The 17099-nt window shown below is 44.8% G+C and carries 11 protein-coding genes; 7 read left to right on the top strand and 4 right to left on the bottom strand.

Annotated features, from left to right (window positions below):
* Nucleotides 1-5: 5 nt before the first annotated feature.
* Nucleotides 6-428, bottom strand: a complete 423-nt coding sequence (locus AV939_RS18710) for a hypothetical protein (RefSeq protein WP_231701248.1) — start codon at nt 426-428, stop codon at nt 6-8.
* A gap of 83 nt (nt 429-511) precedes the next feature.
* Nucleotides 512-1798 (bottom strand): sigma-54 interaction domain-containing protein, encoded by a 1287-nt coding sequence (locus tag AV939_RS18705; RefSeq protein WP_231751141.1) that lies wholly within the window; start codon nt 1796-1798, stop codon nt 512-514.
* A gap of 152 nt (nt 1799-1950) precedes the next feature.
* On the opposite strand from AV939_RS18705, the gene AV939_RS18700 reads away from it, so the two are divergent.
* The 6 genes from AV939_RS18700 to AV939_RS18675 all read left to right on the top strand — a co-directional run bounded on the left by AV939_RS18700 (nt 1951) and on the right by AV939_RS18675 (nt 9558).
* A complete protein-coding gene (locus AV939_RS18700; protein WP_231751140.1) occupies nt 1951-2589 on the top strand; it encodes a Tll0287-like domain-containing protein in 639 nt (212 codons plus the stop codon).
* Between the two features lie 478 nt (nt 2590-3067).
* Nucleotides 3068-4648 carry a cytochrome ubiquinol oxidase subunit I gene (locus AV939_RS18695; protein WP_061998023.1) on the top strand — a complete coding sequence of 527 codons (1581 nt, stop codon included), beginning with the start codon at nt 3068-3070 and terminating at the stop codon, nt 4646-4648.
* Nucleotides 4645-5781: a cytochrome d ubiquinol oxidase subunit II gene (cydB, locus tag AV939_RS18690; protein ID WP_061998022.1), complete on the top strand. Its 1137-nt coding sequence runs from the start codon at nt 4645-4647 to the stop codon at nt 5779-5781. The genes AV939_RS18695 and cydB overlap by 4 nt, the downstream gene beginning before the upstream one ends.
* Before the next feature lie 10 nt (nt 5782-5791).
* A complete protein-coding gene (cydX, locus tag AV939_RS18685; RefSeq protein WP_057795490.1) occupies nt 5792-5905 on the top strand; it encodes a cytochrome bd-I oxidase subunit CydX in 114 nt (37 codons plus the stop codon).
* A 138-nt stretch (nt 5906-6043) separates the two neighbouring features.
* Nucleotides 6044-7684 carry an ABC transporter ATP-binding protein/permease gene (locus tag AV939_RS18680; protein ID WP_061998021.1) on the top strand — a complete coding sequence of 547 codons (1641 nt, stop codon included), beginning with the start codon at nt 6044-6046 and terminating at the stop codon, nt 7682-7684.
* Nucleotides 7681-9558: an ATP-binding cassette domain-containing protein gene (locus AV939_RS18675; protein ID WP_061998020.1), complete on the top strand. Its 1878-nt coding sequence runs from the start codon at nt 7681-7683 to the stop codon at nt 9556-9558. Before AV939_RS18680 ends, AV939_RS18675 begins: the two co-directional genes overlap by 4 nt.
* Before the next feature lie 110 nt (nt 9559-9668).
* Here AV939_RS18675 and AV939_RS18670 read toward each other — a convergent pair whose 3' ends face one another.
* Nucleotides 9669-12053, bottom strand: coding sequence for a TonB-dependent receptor (locus tag AV939_RS18670; protein ID WP_057795497.1), 2385 nt, complete (start codon nt 12051-12053; stop codon nt 9669-9671).
* 537 nt (nt 12054-12590) lie between these two features.
* Here AV939_RS18670 and AV939_RS18665 point away from each other — a divergent pair.
* Nucleotides 12591-13910 (top strand): alpha/beta hydrolase family protein, encoded by a 1320-nt coding sequence (locus tag AV939_RS18665; RefSeq protein ID WP_061998019.1) that lies wholly within the window; start codon nt 12591-12593, stop codon nt 13908-13910.
* Nucleotides 13911-14088: 178 nt separating this feature from the next.
* On the opposite strand, the gene AV939_RS18660 is transcribed toward AV939_RS18665, so the two are convergent.
* Nucleotides 14089-17070: a TonB-dependent receptor gene (locus AV939_RS18660; RefSeq protein ID WP_061998018.1), complete on the bottom strand. Its 2982-nt coding sequence runs from the start codon at nt 17068-17070 to the stop codon at nt 14089-14091.
* Between the last annotated feature and the right edge of the window lie 29 nt (nt 17071-17099).

The raw sequence follows: 17099 nt of genomic DNA, 5'->3' as shown, positions 1-17099 counted from the left end.
TGAAACTATGAAAGAGGTGGAGCGCGGGAGAGCCCAGTTGCGTAGGCGTATGCCGTGTAGGGGCGCTGTGCAATTGCAGTAGCAAGGTTGTTAAAACGAACAAGGGTGATTAAAGGAAGTGAAAAATCAGGCGCCGTGACGGCGTTGGGTAAGTCAGAAAGCAGGCTATTGGTACAGTCGATGTGTACTACCGGTATCTTGCTGATATCTACACTAACATAAACAAACTCACCAGCATGTTCAGTCGCGCTTAATGATATCCAGCGCATGGTATTGCCGGTACAAATCAGTTCTATATCGTTGCTGCTGTCATTAAACTGAGTAGTAAATCGCTGCGCCTTTTCCATTGAAACGGCCGCAAGCCCCAAAGCCATTGCGTTTTGCAATAGCAGGGTTAAGCATACTAGCAGTGTAAATAATGACTTCAATGGCAAAGCAGTATTCTTTTTCTACCGGAACTTATTTAATAATACGTTAAAAATAGGATGTTGAAAGGGCTTTTTGCTGCGAGCTATTTAACCTTTAACCCTAGCGCTTGAAGTTTACGATATAAGGTTCGTTGGCTGACACCCAGAGCTACGGCAAGGGAATCTATACTGCCTTCGTGCTTTGCTACCACCTCTTCAAGGTACTTAGCTTCAGCAGCTTCCAGAGTAACAATGCTCGCGTTGTTTTGAGCAATGGGCTCGCTGACAAGCTCAGGTAAGTCTGTTGGGTAAATTACATTTTCATCTGCCAACAAATACGCCTGTTCTACAATATTTTTAAGCTCCCGAATGTTACCTGGGTAGGTGTAATGGCTTAGCACTTCAATAGTGGATTTGTGTAAGCGCTTTTTCGAGGGCAGTTCGTGCAACATATGGCTGCACAGCATAGCAATATCGCTTTGGCGCTCGCGAAGCGGCGGAAGATGTATAGGGAAGCCCGCAATTCGGTAGTAGAGATCTTGTCTAAATTCGCCTTTTTCCACTAAGGATTTTAAGTCTTTATGCGTCGCGCACACTAAACGAAAATCGGCCTTTTTAACTTGAACGCTTCCTACAGGTCGGTAGGTTTGGGTTTCAAGCAGCCGCAATAACTTCACTTGCATGGTAAGGGGTACATCACCAATTTCGTCAAAAAATAGCGTTCCGCCTTTGGCGGCATCAACCAACCCTTTCTTGTTTGACTGCGCGCCGGTAAAAGCGCCTTTCTCATAGCCGAATAATTCAGACTCAAAAAGTGAATCAGCTAACCCCGTACACTCTATTACAACAAAAGGCTTTTCGGCGCGGTGGCTGCTGGTGTGTAGGGCATGAGAAACCAGCTCTTTACCTGTACCTGTTTCTCCTTGAAGTAACACGGCTATATCGGATTTTGCAGCTCGGTTAATTTTATTCAGCATGGCTTTGAAGGCGGCAGATTCACCTATCATTTTTCCCTTGTTAGGGTAATTAGAGGCAAACGCGAGTTTATCCAATATTTCTAAGTAGCCAAGTAGGTCGCCGTTAGCATCGTGCACTGGGCGCATGAGAATATCACAGTAGCTTTGGCCGCTATTGGTGGTATGAATATGTACTACGCTTGCTGCTCGGCCGGTGTCTTTGCATTGCTGTATAGGGCAACTTTCGCCGCATTGATCACAAGGCTTGGTATTCCCGTGGGACACTTTAAAGCACTGGCTTTTCCCCGGAAAAATGTCCACAGGATAGGTATTACGATAAGGCTGATTAACCGCTTCTATTACATATTGATGATTAATGAAAATAGCGGGTTTATCGATGGCATCTATCATTGCCTGAACAATCGAGATATTCATGTAACAGCTTCACCTAGCGATACGGGGTGGGTATGAATGACGTATGCGCATAGTCTATACCCGAAAGATAACTAATCTAGGTTTAAGGTATCACATTGGCACGCGCCTTGTACGTATGTTGGTAGGTAATGCTCCCCATTGAGGAAAAGAATATGAAAATGAGATTAACGGCTGTTGTAATAAGTGGGTTCTTTTTATCGGCTTCATTATTAATCGTACTATCAACCGCGCTAGCGGCTGAAATGCCGCAGCCGCAAGACAGCATAGCGACACAACACGCAACTGAAACCACCCTGGCAGGCCCCGAAGATAAGCTAAACCAAGCACGTAGTAACGCCAAAGCATTAGGTGGTGCGCTAAAAGCTAGGCTTAAACAAGCCATTTCAAAAGGTGGTTTAGAAGCCGGGGTAGAGGAGTGCTATGTGGCTGCTGGGCCTATTGCAGAAGCGCTCAAGAAAGATGGTTGGACGGTAGGGCGCACAGCACTTCGTGTACGTAATCAAGGCAACAAACCTGATGCGTGGGAGGAAACCAAATTGCATGAGTTTGCAAACGCCTTATCTAAGCAATTGCCTATGCCGCTAGAAGCATCGCAGTGGAATGAGGAAACGGGCGAATTTCGCTATATGTCAGCGATTGTTACAGGGCAAGTGTGTACGGCGTGCCATGGTAACAATGTGGCACCTGCTGTAATTGATATCATTAAAGAAAAATACCCAGAAGATACCGCAACGGGCTTTACTCCTGGCAGTTTAAGAGGTGCTTTCACGCTTACCTATTCAGCCGAATAGCTTTTATTTTAAGAAGGTGCAACGGGTCTCTATCGCCATCCGTTGTATCTTTTTATCCCCTGTTCCCTATCCCCTGTTTCCTACCGCTTATTCCCTAACTCCTATCATTTTCACTTTCTTCTATTGTCTTTCCTCTCTTATTTTTTAGCAGTGTTTTTTACAAAGGCCCACGCTCTGTTCTCCACTTATCATTTAATTTAACTTTTATGTCAAAAATGGCGCTAATTGTCATTTTTGGCGAAGTTTCCTCTCATCTTGTTTGAGATGGATCAACGCGGCTGATTCGACTTAATGGAATAATTGCGCCGCACAGTAGGGAAAATCAGAGGTTAGGGGTAGTGGTGCCTTAGGTGGCGCAAAGCTTGCTAAACCTCATACAGAAGTATAAGTCTTACGGTGCGGTCTTTTAATTAAGGTTGTTGATTTAAATATAATTTTTAGCGGCTTGCCGTACTGTTTTTAACTAGGGAGAAAACCCATGAGCGATACGTTAGTCGAACTATCGCGGTGGCAATTTGCGCTAACTGCAATGTTCCACTTTATATTTGTGCCCTTAACCTTAGGGTTGAGTTTCATGCTTGCCATTATGGAATCCGTTTATGTGATGACAGGCAAAGAAATTTACAAACAGATGACTCAGTTTTGGGGAAAGTTGTTTGGTATTAATTTCGCCATTGGTGTGGCTACCGGCCTCACTATGGAGTTCCAGTTCGGGATGAATTGGTCGTACTATTCTCACTATGTTGGGGACATTTTTGGGGCGCCGCTGGCTATTGAAGGTTTGATGGCGTTCTTCCTAGAATCAACCTTCGTTGGGTTATTTTTCTTTGGCTGGGACAAAATGTCGAAGGGAAGACATTTAATGACCACATGGTTAGTGGCTATTGGTTCTAATTTCTCAGCACTATGGATACTCATTGCGAATGGTTGGATGCAATATCCCGTAGGCGCAGAATTTAACTTTGAAGCCATGCGCATGGAAATGACAAGCTTTGCTGAGGTTATATTTAACCCTGTAGCGCAAGTTAAGTTTGTGCATACCGTTTCAGCCGGCTATGTAACCGGTGCTATGTTTGTATTGGCTATTTCTAGTTATTACCTACTTAACCACAAGCATATCGCATTTGCCCGTCGGTCTTTCGCTATTGCTGCTAGCTTCGGCCTAGCCGCTACCTTGTCAGTTATTGTGCTTGGTGATGAAAGTGGTTACGAATTAGGTGAAGTGCAAAAAGTAAAATTGGCTGCTGTTGAAGCGGAGTATGACACTCATCCAGCACCTGCGCCTTTTACCGTATTCGGTATTCCCAACGATGAAAAAGAAGAAACCGAATACGCACTTCAAATTCCTTGGGCGATGGGCATTATTGCTACTCGTTCATTTACCGAGGAAGTTAAAGGTTTAAAAGAAATTAAAGCTGAGAATCGTTTGCGTATCCTTGATGGTATCAAAGCGTACGCGTTGCTAGATAGTGTTCGAGATGGAACCGCTTCAGCAGATGATCTCGCGCAATTTGAAGCACACAAAGATAATATGGGCTATGCCATGCTGTTAGAGCCATTTACGGATGATGTTACACAGCCTTCGGAAGCGGCCTTACAAAAAGCGGTAGATTACAGTATTCCTAAAGTTGCCCCTTTATTTTGGAGTTTCCGCTTAATGGTGGCATCAGGCTTTATTATGTTAGCCGTGTTCTTAGCTGCCTTCTATTACAGTACTAGACATAAAATAACCCAGCCTCGCTGGTTGTTGAAAGCGTCATTGTATAGCTTGCCGCTACCTTGGGTTGCGTGTGAAGCCGGTTGGTTTGTGGCTGAATTTGGTCGCCAGCCTTGGTCTATTGCAGAGATTCTGCCGGTGCATGCATCAACATCTAATCTGTCTATCTCAGACATTGTCACCACGTTAGTTGCTTATTCAGCGTTTTACACAGTGATGTTCATTGTGGCCTTTTACTTAATGAAAAAATTCGCCAAAAAAGGGCCAGTGCCTCCTGAAGATCACACGACGAATGAAGACGATGACCTTATCGACTTTGATGCTAAAGGAGCAAACGCATGATTGATTATGAATTTCTTCGCGTAGCCTGGTGGTGCCTTATCGGTGTTCTGCTCATTGGTTTCGCGGTAACGGATGGGTTCGATTTAGGCGTAGGTTCACTACTGACCATAATTGGTAAAACAGACAAAGAACGTCGCGTAATGATTAATACTATTGGGCCGCATTGGGATGGAAACCAAGTGTGGTTCATCACGGCAGGTGGTGCCATTTTTGCCGCGTGGCCGATGATCTATGCTACCGCCTTCTCTGGCTTCTATTTAGCCCTAGCGCTAACGCTAATTGCACTGTGGATGCGCCCAATTGGGTTTGATTATCGCAGTAAGTTGCCTAACACCCAATGGCGAAAAGCATGGGATTGGGCTTTGTTTGCTGGTGGTTTCATTCCTGCGCTTATTTTTGGCGTGGCGTTTGGTAATTTGTTACTAGGTGTACCGTTTGAATTCGACAACACGCTTAAATCAACTTACACAGGCTCTTTCTTTGGCCTGCTTACACCGTTCGCACTTGTTTCTGGGTTGTTGTCAGTGGCTATCTTGCTTAACCACGGAGCTACCTGGTTACAAATGAAAACAGATGGCTTCATTGAAGCCAGAGCTCGTGTCACGTCTTTCATATTGAGCTTAGTGGCAGTAGCCTTGTTTCTCATTGCCGGTGCGTGGGTAGCATTTGGATTAGACGGTTTCGTCATTACCTCTACCGTAGATACCTTAGCCACCTCGAACCCAATGAAAAAAGAAGTCGCTATTGAAGCCGGTGCATGGATGTCTAACTACTCGCGATATCCTTGGATGGTTTTTGCGCCTGTTTTAGGCGTAGTAGCAGGGCTTGCATGTGCGATGTTTTCCCGTAGAGGGAATGCAGGAATGGCATTTGTTTCAAGTGCACTACTGATTACTGGCGTTATTCTAACCGCGGGCTTTTCAATGTTTCCGTTCTTAATGCCCAGTATCACTATGCCAGAAGCTAGCCTAACGGTATGGGATGCCACTTCTAGTCACTTAACCTTAAATATCATGTTCATTGTGGCTTGCATCTTTGTGCCTATCATCTTGTGCTATACCGCGTATGGCTACTATGTGATGCGTGGGCGAGTTAAAAATAGCGATTTAGACCAGTCTCACACTATCTATTAAGGAGTGGCATATGTGGTATTTCACTTGGATCCTCGGCGTATTGCTAGCGTGTTCTTTGGGTATTTTAAATGCTATGTGGCTTGAGTCTACCGAAGACATGGACCGCCCTGAAGATGCCGAATAGCTAAATAATATTTATGGCGTAGTTAAAACGCAAATGGCAACGAGCTAACGCTTTTAATGCTCGTTGCCTGATTTGACCCGCCATTTAAACCGGTTTTTTGAACCGTATTTCTGACCGAAAGACAGTGCGATAGAGTAAATGAAAAAGTTAAACAGACAGACATTGCAAGCTGGGTTTAATCAACTTGATAACATGCATAAGCTTGGCGTGCGAAGACAGGTTTTGATAATCACTTTAGTGAAGTGTGTGTCTCTTTTTTCTCTTATTATCGCTTTTTATTTTTTCGCTCACGCCATGCATGAATGGGTAGTGGATACCCATAAAGCAAGCCAATTCCATATTATAGGTTTATCCGTTGCGCTGTTTATAAGTTGGTTAGCGCAAGGGTTGGTAAATACGCTTACATTGTCATGTAAGAGCCAGTTGGTGCAGGCTATGGAGCAAAAGTTACAACTTATTTTCGCAGAGCAACAGCATGCCCTCATTCGTCAGCATTCGCTTTTTTACTGGCAAACACTTTGGGTGAAGCACATTCGCTCTATCGCCAATTGGGCTTTCGATTATCGCGTACAGCAATATGTTGCTGTACTTGTCCCTTTGATGGCGTTAGTGGTTATTTTTTACGTTAATCCCGTAATAGGTTTGGGGTTAGCTATCGCACTCCCTGTTGTTCCTTTATTTATGATCGTTGTGGGGAAAGGCGCAGCCAGCTTACATCGCAAGCACTTCGTAGCGCTTGAGCGACTAGGTGGGCTTTTTACCGATAGGCTCAACGCACTGCCTTTAATGGCGAGCTATCGTGCGCATAATACTCAGATGCGGCTGCTTAATAATGCCAGCGAACAACTCAATCAACGCACCATGCGGGTGGTGGGTGTCGCCTTTTTGTCATCGTCAGTATTGGATTTTTTTGCCACCTTATCGGTAGCCTTAGTCGCGGTATTCATCGGGTTTTCATTATTAGGCGAACTTAGCTTGGGCCCGGATATTTCCTTGCAGCAAGGGCTGTGGGTGTTATTAACGGTACCGTTAATTTTAAGCGAAATGAAAAAGCTTGGGCAGGTTTATCACCAAAAAGCCGAAGCTGAGGCGGCCAGCGAGTGTTTATTTTCGTTGTTTAATACATTGAATGACGATGAGACGGCAAAGAAAGGGGAAGTAAAAAAGAGGGGAGTGAAGAACAAACCGTTTTCGGGGTTTGATGCGCAAGATTTTCATGTCTCTAACTTGCTAAGTGCCAACCACCTTAAAATTGCAGCAGGAGACCACATTCGCTTAAACGGTGTTTCTGGTAGTGGTAAGACGGTATTGCTAGAGGCCTTAGCGGGTCATCGCAACGCTTCTCATAGCTTTGATGGAAACTGCGTATGGGTGAGTCAAACTCCAGTTGTTTTACCTGGCAGCGTGAGAGACAACCTTTTACTTGATGCCCACTATAGCGATAGTGCGTTGTGCGAGGTGCTAAGTTCAGTTGAGCTAGCCGATTGGCTTTCGTCACTGCCTGATGGTCTAGATACCTTGATGACCGAGTACCCTAGCCTCTCCGGTGGCGAAGCGCAGCGGCTTGCGTTGGCGCGCGGTCTACTAAGAGACCCTGATATTTGGTTGCTAGATGAGCCCACCGCGCATATTCCCGATGAACAACACCATCGTCTTTCACAACTTATTGCGCGCGTTACACAAGGCAAAACGGTTGTTTGGGCGTCGCATAAGTTGCTGCCAGCGCACTGGTTTGATGCGCATTGGCATATTGCAGAAGGCGAGGTAACAGTGAAATGAAATCCAAACCGTTACAGCCTGCTGTATCTGCGCAAGGTATAGCTGCATCAAAAGCGTCTTCGTCACTCACCGAGCAGACGTCAATAGCAGCGTATGGAGCGCTGGGCTTAGCCTTGCTTCATGGTATAGCGGGTTTGAGTATTCTTATCATTTCATCTTGGTTTATTGCCATTAGCGCAATAGCCCCTTTAGGGTTTAACTACGTGATCCCTGCGGTGGTGATTCGTGGGCTCGCACTACTTCGTATCGCTTCTGGTTACACCACCATGTGGCTAGGACACAAGGATTTATTAACCCGAATTGCCAAAGCACGGTTAGCTGTGTTTGAGCAATTAGCGGCAAAACGCCTTGAAAGCAAAGCATGGACAGTTGAAGCGCTCGCGAACCACACTGAGCAACTTGCCTCAGCTTTTATTGCGTGGGTTTCTCCATTAGCCTCGGTTATGCTGCTAATGACAGGCTTGTTGCTCACGGGGTATTTCATGAATGTGCCAGGTTATGGTTTTTTCATAGCCCTAGCCATAGTGTGGTTGGTAATTAGTGTTGTTACTGCGGTTTACGGACTGAAAGCCGTGGCTAGTTCGGCTGAGGCAGAGCTTGAATTTCGGCAACACAGCGCGACGTTTTTTCAAGCAAGTAGTTTATGGCACCTTAAGTCAAAAACGGTAAAGGGCTTGTTTAATGCACCCTCTACTCAGCGCGTACAAGATGCACAACTAAAAGAGCAGGCATTAGTGTCTAAAGCTATGTGGCTGTTCCAAGGTGGCGTGTTCACTTTAGTGGCGCTGGTTGTTTTTACTGCCAATACGGCAGCCTATTTTGTTCCGCTAGCACTCATTACGCCAATGGTGCTATTGGCTGCACCGGACTGGGCGAGCGCCACTTTCAGCAGTGTCGTGAAGTTCGCTAAGTGGCGACATAGCAAGGCAGAGCTAGAAGCAATGCACACCCAGCCTTTGCCCTTACTAAATGCCCATAAACCCAGCATGTCACTTTCTTTAACGGGTTTTATCGCTAAAGAAAGAAACCTACCAGCGGTCAATATGCAGTTTGCGGCGTTAGGGCTGAATGTGATTAAAGGCTATTCGGGGTGCGGTAAGTCGAGCGTACTACAAGCAATATGCGGGCTCCTTCCTTTTGAAGGTCGACGCTCTATAGACAATGTTGCCACGCCGCAAGGCATGCTAGAAAAATGGCTTTATGTTGAACAGCAACCCATCATTTTGGCCGGTACTATTAAACTCAATTTAGATCCGGCAGCGTCTGGAATAAGCGAAGATGCCATGCATAATGTTTTAGCCCGGGTTGGTTTGCAGCACCTTACTACCTTGGCTGAATGGGTTGGTAAAGGAGGAAGGGCGTTATCTGGCGGTGAAGGTAAGCGTTTAGCATTGGCCAGAGCCTTACTAGCGATGCCCGATGTGTTGTTAATTGATGAACCTTTTGAAGGGCTAGACTACGAAGCACAGCAGCGCGTCGCCGAGGTCATTAATGAAAGTGCGCATTCGCGGTTAGTCATTGTTGCTACCCATGTTGTTCCTGCGGCCCTTCAACCTAATACAACCTTCTCGCTTGATGAAAAAGGTTATCAGAGTAAATCTCACCCCAGCCTTCATACTCAACTAAATGGCACCCAGCTAAGTTATAGCCAACTAAGTCATAACCAACCAAGATACAACCAACCAAGATACAACCAACTAAGCCATACCCAAATAGATCATGCCCACCAAAACACGGTTGGCGAAGGTGGATGGCAGGTAACTTCGCCGAATTGCACGACGCTAACGCCTAGTGAACAGCAGCAACAGGCTTTGGCAGAGCTGCAACACCACGAGCGCAACACGGCTTTTGGTTTTAAGCCGCGAAGGAAATAAGACCCCAGTTGAAAGGTATGCACACTCTTAATAACTGGGCCCAAAGGGTGAAAAGCGAACAAAAAAAAGGCGCCGTATAGGCGCCTTAAACACACATGTATAACTTGTTTTTAGAACTTAGCGCGTAGCTGCACACCGAAGTAACGGTCTGCATCACGAGGGATTTGATAACGGAAGTTATCGCCGCTGTAGGTGGTTACATAGCTTTCGTCAGTTAAGTTCTTACCGATAAGGCTGATGCGGTAGTCATCATCTTGGAACGAAAACGCTAAGCTTGCATTCACAATAGCGTAGTCAGGTAATACTGCCGGGTCGTTTTCTTCGGCAAATGCACCAGGTGCACCCACGAACATTTCATCAGTGTAAACGTACGAGCCGTTTAAAATGATGTCCATGTTGTCCATTTCCCAAATGTACTCACCGGTTACAGAGTATTTTAGGTCTGGAGAGAAAGGTAAATCAGCGCCTGAACTACCAGTACACTCGGTATCGGTATCGGTTACTGGGCATAAGAACTCATCTACTTCAGCATCTACTTTCGATAAACCACCAGTTAACGATAGGTTATCTGTTGCTTGCCACATGAAGTCAAACTCGAAACCTTGGGTGGTCACCGACCCTGCGTTGGTTAAGCGAGTGATAGTAACTGAGTCAAGTAACTCTGAGTTATTTGCTTGGAAACCGTCAATATCAGTCCTAAAGATAGCGGCGTTAAAGATTACGCTACGGCCTGCGTATTTATACCCCAACTCATAGGCATCTGATGTTTCTTCACCAATAGGTAAGGTATCTTTGTCTGACATGTTGTAGAACACGTTAAACGCAGGGCCTTTATAACCTTGTGAGAAGGTAAAATACGTCATGCTGTTGTCGGTTAAGTCATACTGCGCGCCCAACTTGCCCGATACATTTGTTTCATCAGTCTTACCGCTGTAGTCTGTATCGAAGCTACGTACACCTACACCAGTACGACTGTATTGGTCATTACTGCTGCGGTTATGTGAGTAGCTTACTTCGTCATCAGTATAACGAATACCGAATAGTAGACGTAAATCGTCATTAATATGGTATTTACCATCAGCGAATAACGCCCAGTTATCAAACTGCGTTTCCATGTAAGCCGTTGCGCTTACAATATCGTTTGAGTTACAGCTTAGGCCTTCATCAGCAATGTACTGATTCACTTGATCGTCAGTTGGGTCTGCAATGCCGAAGGTGTCGGTTAAGTATGCGCTGATAGCCTTAGGGAATTGGGTATCGTTATTTTGACAACTTGCATCACGGGTAAAGTTACGCTCAGATTTTTGGGTCCACCAGAAAGCCCCCACTTGATAATCGAATGCCTCACCCACAGGCGATGCAATGCGGAATTCTTGTGAGGTTTGTTTCCAGTTTTGTGCGCCAATATCATGTAACTGGAACGGTTCGCCAAACACAGGGAAAGGACGTGTGCCTGCTGTTGATGTGAAGTCACCTTCACGGAATTCTGTATTGTCCCAATCGCGGTAAGCCGTAATTGAAGTGAACTGATGGTCACCAAACATGGTGTCAACTTGAACAGAGAAACCTGTGGTTTCATCTAATGTGCGCGTTTCAAAGTCATGATCAATAAGGCGCTGTTCTAAATCTAAGTCACCATTACCAGTACTGTTAGGTAGTGCTTCAGAATCAGGGTGACGGTTACTTGGTGTAAGTTCTAAATCGGCACAACAGCTGTCATCAGATTTCACGTTTTCAAAGATGAAAAGAACATCAGTGTCGTTACCCGCTTCGATATCAAGCATGGCACGAACGCCTTCTTTATCGTAGCCGTTGGTCATTTCATTGTTGTAAACGTTTTTAATATAGCCGTCGAACTGTGATTTAAGTACGGTTAGGCTACCGTTTACATTATCGTTTAACGCTCCAGATACACTGGTTTTTAAACGGTATTCATTGTCTTGAAACAAGGATACTTCCGCAGTGCCTTCAAATTCATCAGAAGGGCGTTTAGTAGTAATGTTAACCACACCGGCAGACGCATTTTTACCAAACAAGGTACCCTGCGGGCCTCGCAATACTTCAATGCGTTCAAGGTCGTATAAATCTACGAATGCTTGGCCTGAACGACCTAACACAACGCCGTCTACTACTGTAGAGACACTCGGCTCAGCAGCCACACTAAATGAAATAGTCCCAATACCACGAACGGTAATGGCGGAGTTCCGAGTGGTGTTACCTTTTCGGAAACTGACCGATGGTACTAATGCTTGTAGACCTTCAATGTTGTTAGAAAATGCAGCGTTAATTTGGTCTTCGCGTAAAACAGAAACCGCAACCGGCACTTCATTTAAGCTTTCTACACGCTTTTGTGAGGTAACGGTTATTTTTTCGAGCCCTTTAGGCTCAGCAGGTTCTGCTTCTTGTGCGCTGGCAGCAAAGCCAATGGTCATACAAGTACCAATGGCTAATGCCCGAGTAATACTTGAATGTAGTGTGCTAGGTCTTAGTAACATGGTGTTCTCCACGAATTCTTTTTTATGGGTTTAGTCCAGTTATATTTGCCGTGTGTCCGACGGTCTTCTCTTCAATTTCGCTTACGTTGTAGTTAACGCGTAATGCCTGTTTATCTTTTTGTCTTGCTCATTTGTCTTATATAAGACAGAAGATAGTCAAAATTTAACCAAAAAGTAAATCAATTGCAATCTTTTTGTTAATTAAGTCTTTAGTGGCTGCAAAGTCAGTTTGAATTTAATTCGTTTTGGTTAAGTTCATGTTATTTATGGGTTTAAGTTTGTTGTTGGTGGATTTTGTTAGTTCGTGAATAGTCGTTATATGTTTTATTTATACAAGTTTATAACAATAAGGCTGCTGGTTTGTCTTGCATTAGACCGGTAAATTTAGGGGGTGTAGAGGCATAAAAGTAGGGTGGGCCAAATTTAATAGGTAATTTGGTTAATGTGCTTTTAATGCTATCCCTAAAGTGTCACAGTTATGTGAGCATAATTATTGATTTAACTAGGAATATCAAAATGTATGGAAGGAAGTTAGGTATGGGTGTTAGTAAAAGTATTTTGTTTAAAGGCCTATGTATTGTGTTATGCATAGGTAGTGCGACAGGCAGTTATGCAGAGAATAGAATTGATACTCAACGCTCTGATGCACCAGCACTTTCAGCCTATGGCGAGTATGCTATTGGGGTTCGCAAGCTTGAGGTGGTCAACCCTAAGCAGATTGATATTCTTGCTCTTGATGCTACTAAGGCTAAGCCAAACCCACTTCCTACTTATGACCGCCCACTAACTCTAGAGGTTTGGTATCCGGCAGAGCAGGGTAGTACTGGCAATACAGTGTTAAACGCATTTATTCGCGATGGCAAACAGCAGGTTGAATTGCATGGTAAAGCGGTAAGAGATGCTGCGCCTTTAGAAACGAAAAAAGCCTTTCCATTAGTATTGGTATCTCATGGATATCCCGGTAACCGTTTTTTATTAGCGCATTTAGCGGAAAATATCGCTTCTAAAGGCTATGTAGTGGTATCGATTGACCACACCGACTCTACCTATCGTACACAAGCGGCCTTTGCATCTACGTTAGTGAACCGCTCTGTCGATCAGCTTTTCGTGCTATCACAAATTGAAACCATGGCGAAAGATGAAGGTTCATTTTTGTATCAATTAGCCGATGCGAGTAACACAGGTATTATTGGTTATTCTATGGGTGGCTACGGTGCGGTAATCAACGCGGGAGCCGGCATTACCGAACAAGCGGTAAATAGTAAACTGAGTGCGCCATTTGGTACTTTAGCTCGCCATCAAACTGGCATTAGAGACAAGGTCGACTCTCGTGTTAAAACCATCATTGGCTTTGCGCCTTGGGGCATGAACTATCGCATGTTTAATTTAGACAGCGTGGCTATTCCTATGATGCTTGTTGCAGGCTCACAAGATGATGTGTCAGGGTATAAAAACGGCGTGCGCGCTATTTGGGAAGGTGCAAAAAACGTAGATCGCACCTTGCTAACCTACGACAACGCAAACCACAATGCAGGTGCAGTTATGCCAGCGCCTGAAGAGTCTTTTGTATTTGATGAAGCACTAGGTTTTGATGTCAGCTCACACTATATCGACGCGGTGTGGGATAACGCTCGTATGAATAACATTGCACAGCACTTTGTTACCGCATGGTTAGGTAAATACCTTAAAAATGATAGTGGTATGCAAGCTTATTTAGACCTAGTACCGGTATCAAATGACGGCGTGTGGGCTATGGGTGACGACGGAAAACCGAAGGTAGAACATATGTATTGGGAAGGTTTCCCACATCGTACTGCCAAAGGATTGAGGTTAGAGCAACTGCCAGCAGCGCAATAGCACTTTCGAGGTTTTACACGTCGGCTTTGAAGTCGCTAGCGTGAAAAAGCAGTTACAAAAAAGCGGCGTAGAGGTTAACTCTACGCCGCTTTTATTTTTTCTAGCTAGTGTTTTAATTTTAGCTTCTAAGTACAGCTTTTAACGACGGCTCTTAACTACTGTTATAGGGCCTACAACATCAGAAGGTGTAGCGCGCACCAAAGGTGTAGCGAGGACCATATTGACGAGCAAATAAGAACTGTTCTTCAAAACGTCCGTAACCTTGTTCAGTTTCATCGTTAATGTTCACGCCTTCAAGGAACACGGTGAGGTTTTCGTTCACATCGTAGTTCACGCTGGCATCAACCTGCCCATAAGTATCGAACTGGGTGGCTGGGTTATCTGCAGACCCTTGCGCTTGACCAATTCCCACTACGTAGTCAGAACGCCATGCATAAGTCACCTTCACAGATAAGCCTTCTTTTTCATAAAAGACTTGGAAGTTAGCTGAGTCACTAATACCTACAAGTGGATTTTGCTCAGAGCTTAAATCGTAAGGGTCATACTTCACATCGCCATCTACAAACGTCGCGTTGGCACCTACACCAAAGCCAGTATCACCGAAGGTATGTTGAACTGCCAACTCAATACCTTCAACTGTGCGCGTATCGCTTAGGTTACGAGGTTTGGTTACACGCCAAGTAATTAAAGGGTCATCGGCGTTAGGGGTAACTACCCCATCAGCATCAGCATAGCCGTTATCTACAAAGTATCCATAGATAGCACTGTCAGTGGCTTGCACGCCTGCCGCTTCAAGTGCTGATACTGCTTCGTTCCAACGAGGGCCTTGGTAAATATCATTTAAGCCTTCAAAGGTTTCTTCCGACGCTGAGTACGAAATATAGTTCTTAACTGACTTTCTGAATAAACCAAGAGACGCGTAACTCGCTTCGTCGTAATACCATTCAAACGAAAGGTCTAAGTTAGTTGATTCGTAAGGCTTCAAGCTTGTATTGCCTTCTGTTGCCGTACGAGAACCTATTTTAGGACTTCCACTGAACGAACGGCCGCCTTGTAGTAGACCGATAGGTGCACGGGTAATCGATTTACCCCAAGAGAAACGGGCGACTACGTCGTCGGTCACGTCTACTTTAATATCTAACATCGGTAACAGTACATCGTACTCACCCGTGAAGTCTTGAAGCTGTAAGTCAGCCTCAAATTGGGTTATCCACTCAGATGCCGCTACCCAATTGACCTGTGTTGGCACGCGAACTTCGGCAGCACTAGGTACTTCCGTTTCTTCATAGCGCAGGCCAGCGTTCACTTGAACATAATAATCGCTAACTTCGAATTCCCACTCTGATTGTACATAAATAGAGTCGGTAGTCTCTTCAACATTACTCACTGACGGGTCGCCACTAAAATAAGGGTCAATCGAGTAAGCATTGCTTTCACCTACCACGTCAGCGGTAAGGTAAGCGAGCTGACGAGCAATAGCTTCATCAAGGTCGAAGGTGTAATAATAGCCAGGGTTCATGCTAGCGCCGCCACCAGAGAAAGCATCTAGGAAGCCACTAGTATCGTTTCTAACAAACATGTCGTCTGGAAAAATTTCGGTGAAAGAAGGGTTAAAGCCCGGTCCGCCACGCAAGCCACTCCATGCCGTAAAACCTGTTAGGGTTTGCTCGGTACGTGCAATACCGAAATCAATTTTTACCAATGGAATATCAAAGGCTGAGTTGAACCATGTTCCATCTAATTGAAGCTGCTCAATGTCAGAGCGGCCTGGAGAATAGATGAACTGGCTGAAGTTAGAATCAATTTCACCTGGGTTGATTTCGTTGGTGCCGTTATTCCAGTTAACGTAAACCTGTGGAATTTCGCCCTCACGGTAATCATATACCTTAGAAATAAGCTGATCAGAACCCAAAATAACTTGGCCTGCACTACCTAGCCCTTCATCATAACCATTGTCTGTTTCGTTGTACGAGTCGTGGTAATCAAGGGTGAAAAACCAGTCGTCATTTAATTCCCAATCTAAATTTATACCCAAAGAGCGAGCATCAACCCGTGTTGTATTTCTGCTTGCAGTAAAGGATGCATCGTCGCCGCTAATATCAGCATAAATCGCGGTACCATTAGCATCTAACTCATAGGCATTTATGTTAGAGCCAAAGTTATTCCAAATACCCCAGCCAACCGTATTTGTACCAGTAGTGGCACGGGTAGCGGTGTAATCAACGGTTGCAGTGAAATTATCGACAGGTCGGAATTGAAAAGTAACTTGACCATTTGAGCGTTCGCGCTGTACATCGTTAATACTGTAATTCATGTCTTTTGCAAAGAATGCAGCATCAGTGATATTGGTTCGGTTATCTACAACGTTAGCAGCATCTAAATCTGGTAGGTCTGCGTTTTCTTGCAAAACCCAACCTTGTACGCTGGCGGCTTGTTGCTGGAAATCGCGTTCTTGATGAGAGAAAGACACCCCAAAACCAAACATATCGTCAACGAAGGTATTGCTGTAAACACCAGCAATTTCTGGTGTTACATCATCGCCTTCAACATTAGAGGTATCGTAAATGCCCTTCGCTGAAAACGAGGCTTGTTGACCAGGACGAGAAAGCGGCTTCATGGTAATGATGTTTACCGTCGCACCTAATCCACCACTTGGGTTTTCCGCACGTGCTGTTTTGTGTAACTCAAGGGTACTAACCCCTTCAGAAGACAAGTTCTCTAAGTTAAATGAGCGGGTGAAACCTGTACCTGGCATTTGACGACCGTTAAGTGTCACCAAGTTAAATTCTGGGCCAAAACCACGTACGGTAATTTGGCTACCTTCACCGTTAGAACGGCTGATAGTCACACCGGTAATACGCTGTAACGACTCTGCTAAGTTGGTGTCAGGAAATTTCCCCAATTCCTCTGCCGATATAGCATCAACAACACCGCTTGAACTGCGCTTTAAGTCCATTGAACGAATCATACTGCCACGAATACCGCTAACTTGAATAACTTCAACTTCACTCGGTACACTGTTGTCTGAGGCAGCCGTTTCTGACGTTTGAGTTTCTGGTCTTTCTACTTCTTGTGCATAAGTGGAAAATGCCAAAGTTGAACCCAACAACAAAGCCATTGATGTGGCGAGCTGGGTCTTTTTAAATGTTGTATTTTTCATAATTGACCTACTAAATCTTTATCAATTTA

Origin of the sequence: Alteromonas sp. Mac1 (assembly GCF_001562125.1) — a bacterium.
Classification (GTDB): Bacteria; Pseudomonadota; Gammaproteobacteria; order Enterobacterales; family Alteromonadaceae; genus Alteromonas; species Alteromonas stellipolaris.
This window is presented reverse-complemented; position numbering and strand designations above follow the sequence as displayed.

What these genes read in the sequence shown, in the direction of transcription:
- AV939_RS18660 (WP_061998018.1), bottom strand. Translation starts at nt 17,070, where the DNA reads ATGAAAAATACAACATTTAAAAAGACCCAGCTCGCCACATCAATGGCT.
- AV939_RS18675 (WP_061998020.1), top strand. Translation starts at nt 7,681, where the DNA reads ATGAAATCCAAACCGTTACAGCCTGCTGTATCTGCGCAAGGTATAGCT.
- AV939_RS18695 (WP_061998023.1), top strand. Translation starts at nt 3,068, where the DNA reads ATGAGCGATACGTTAGTCGAACTATCGCGGTGGCAATTTGCGCTAACT.
- AV939_RS18680 (WP_061998021.1), top strand. Translation starts at nt 6,044, where the DNA reads ATGAAAAAGTTAAACAGACAGACATTGCAAGCTGGGTTTAATCAACTT.
- cydX (WP_057795490.1), top strand. Translation starts at nt 5,792, where the DNA reads ATGTGGTATTTCACTTGGATCCTCGGCGTATTGCTAGCGTGTTCTTTG.
- cydB (WP_061998022.1), top strand. Translation starts at nt 4,645, where the DNA reads ATGATTGATTATGAATTTCTTCGCGTAGCCTGGTGGTGCCTTATCGGT.
- AV939_RS18665 (WP_061998019.1), top strand. Translation starts at nt 12,591, where the DNA reads ATGGGTGTTAGTAAAAGTATTTTGTTTAAAGGCCTATGTATTGTGTTA.
- AV939_RS18705 (WP_231751141.1), bottom strand. Translation starts at nt 1,798, where the DNA reads ATGAATATCTCGATTGTTCAGGCAATGATAGATGCCATCGATAAACCC.
- AV939_RS18670 (WP_057795497.1), bottom strand. Translation starts at nt 12,053, where the DNA reads ATGTTACTAAGACCTAGCACACTACATTCAAGTATTACTCGGGCATTA.
- AV939_RS18700 (WP_231751140.1), top strand. Translation starts at nt 1,951, where the DNA reads ATGAAAATGAGATTAACGGCTGTTGTAATAAGTGGGTTCTTTTTATCG.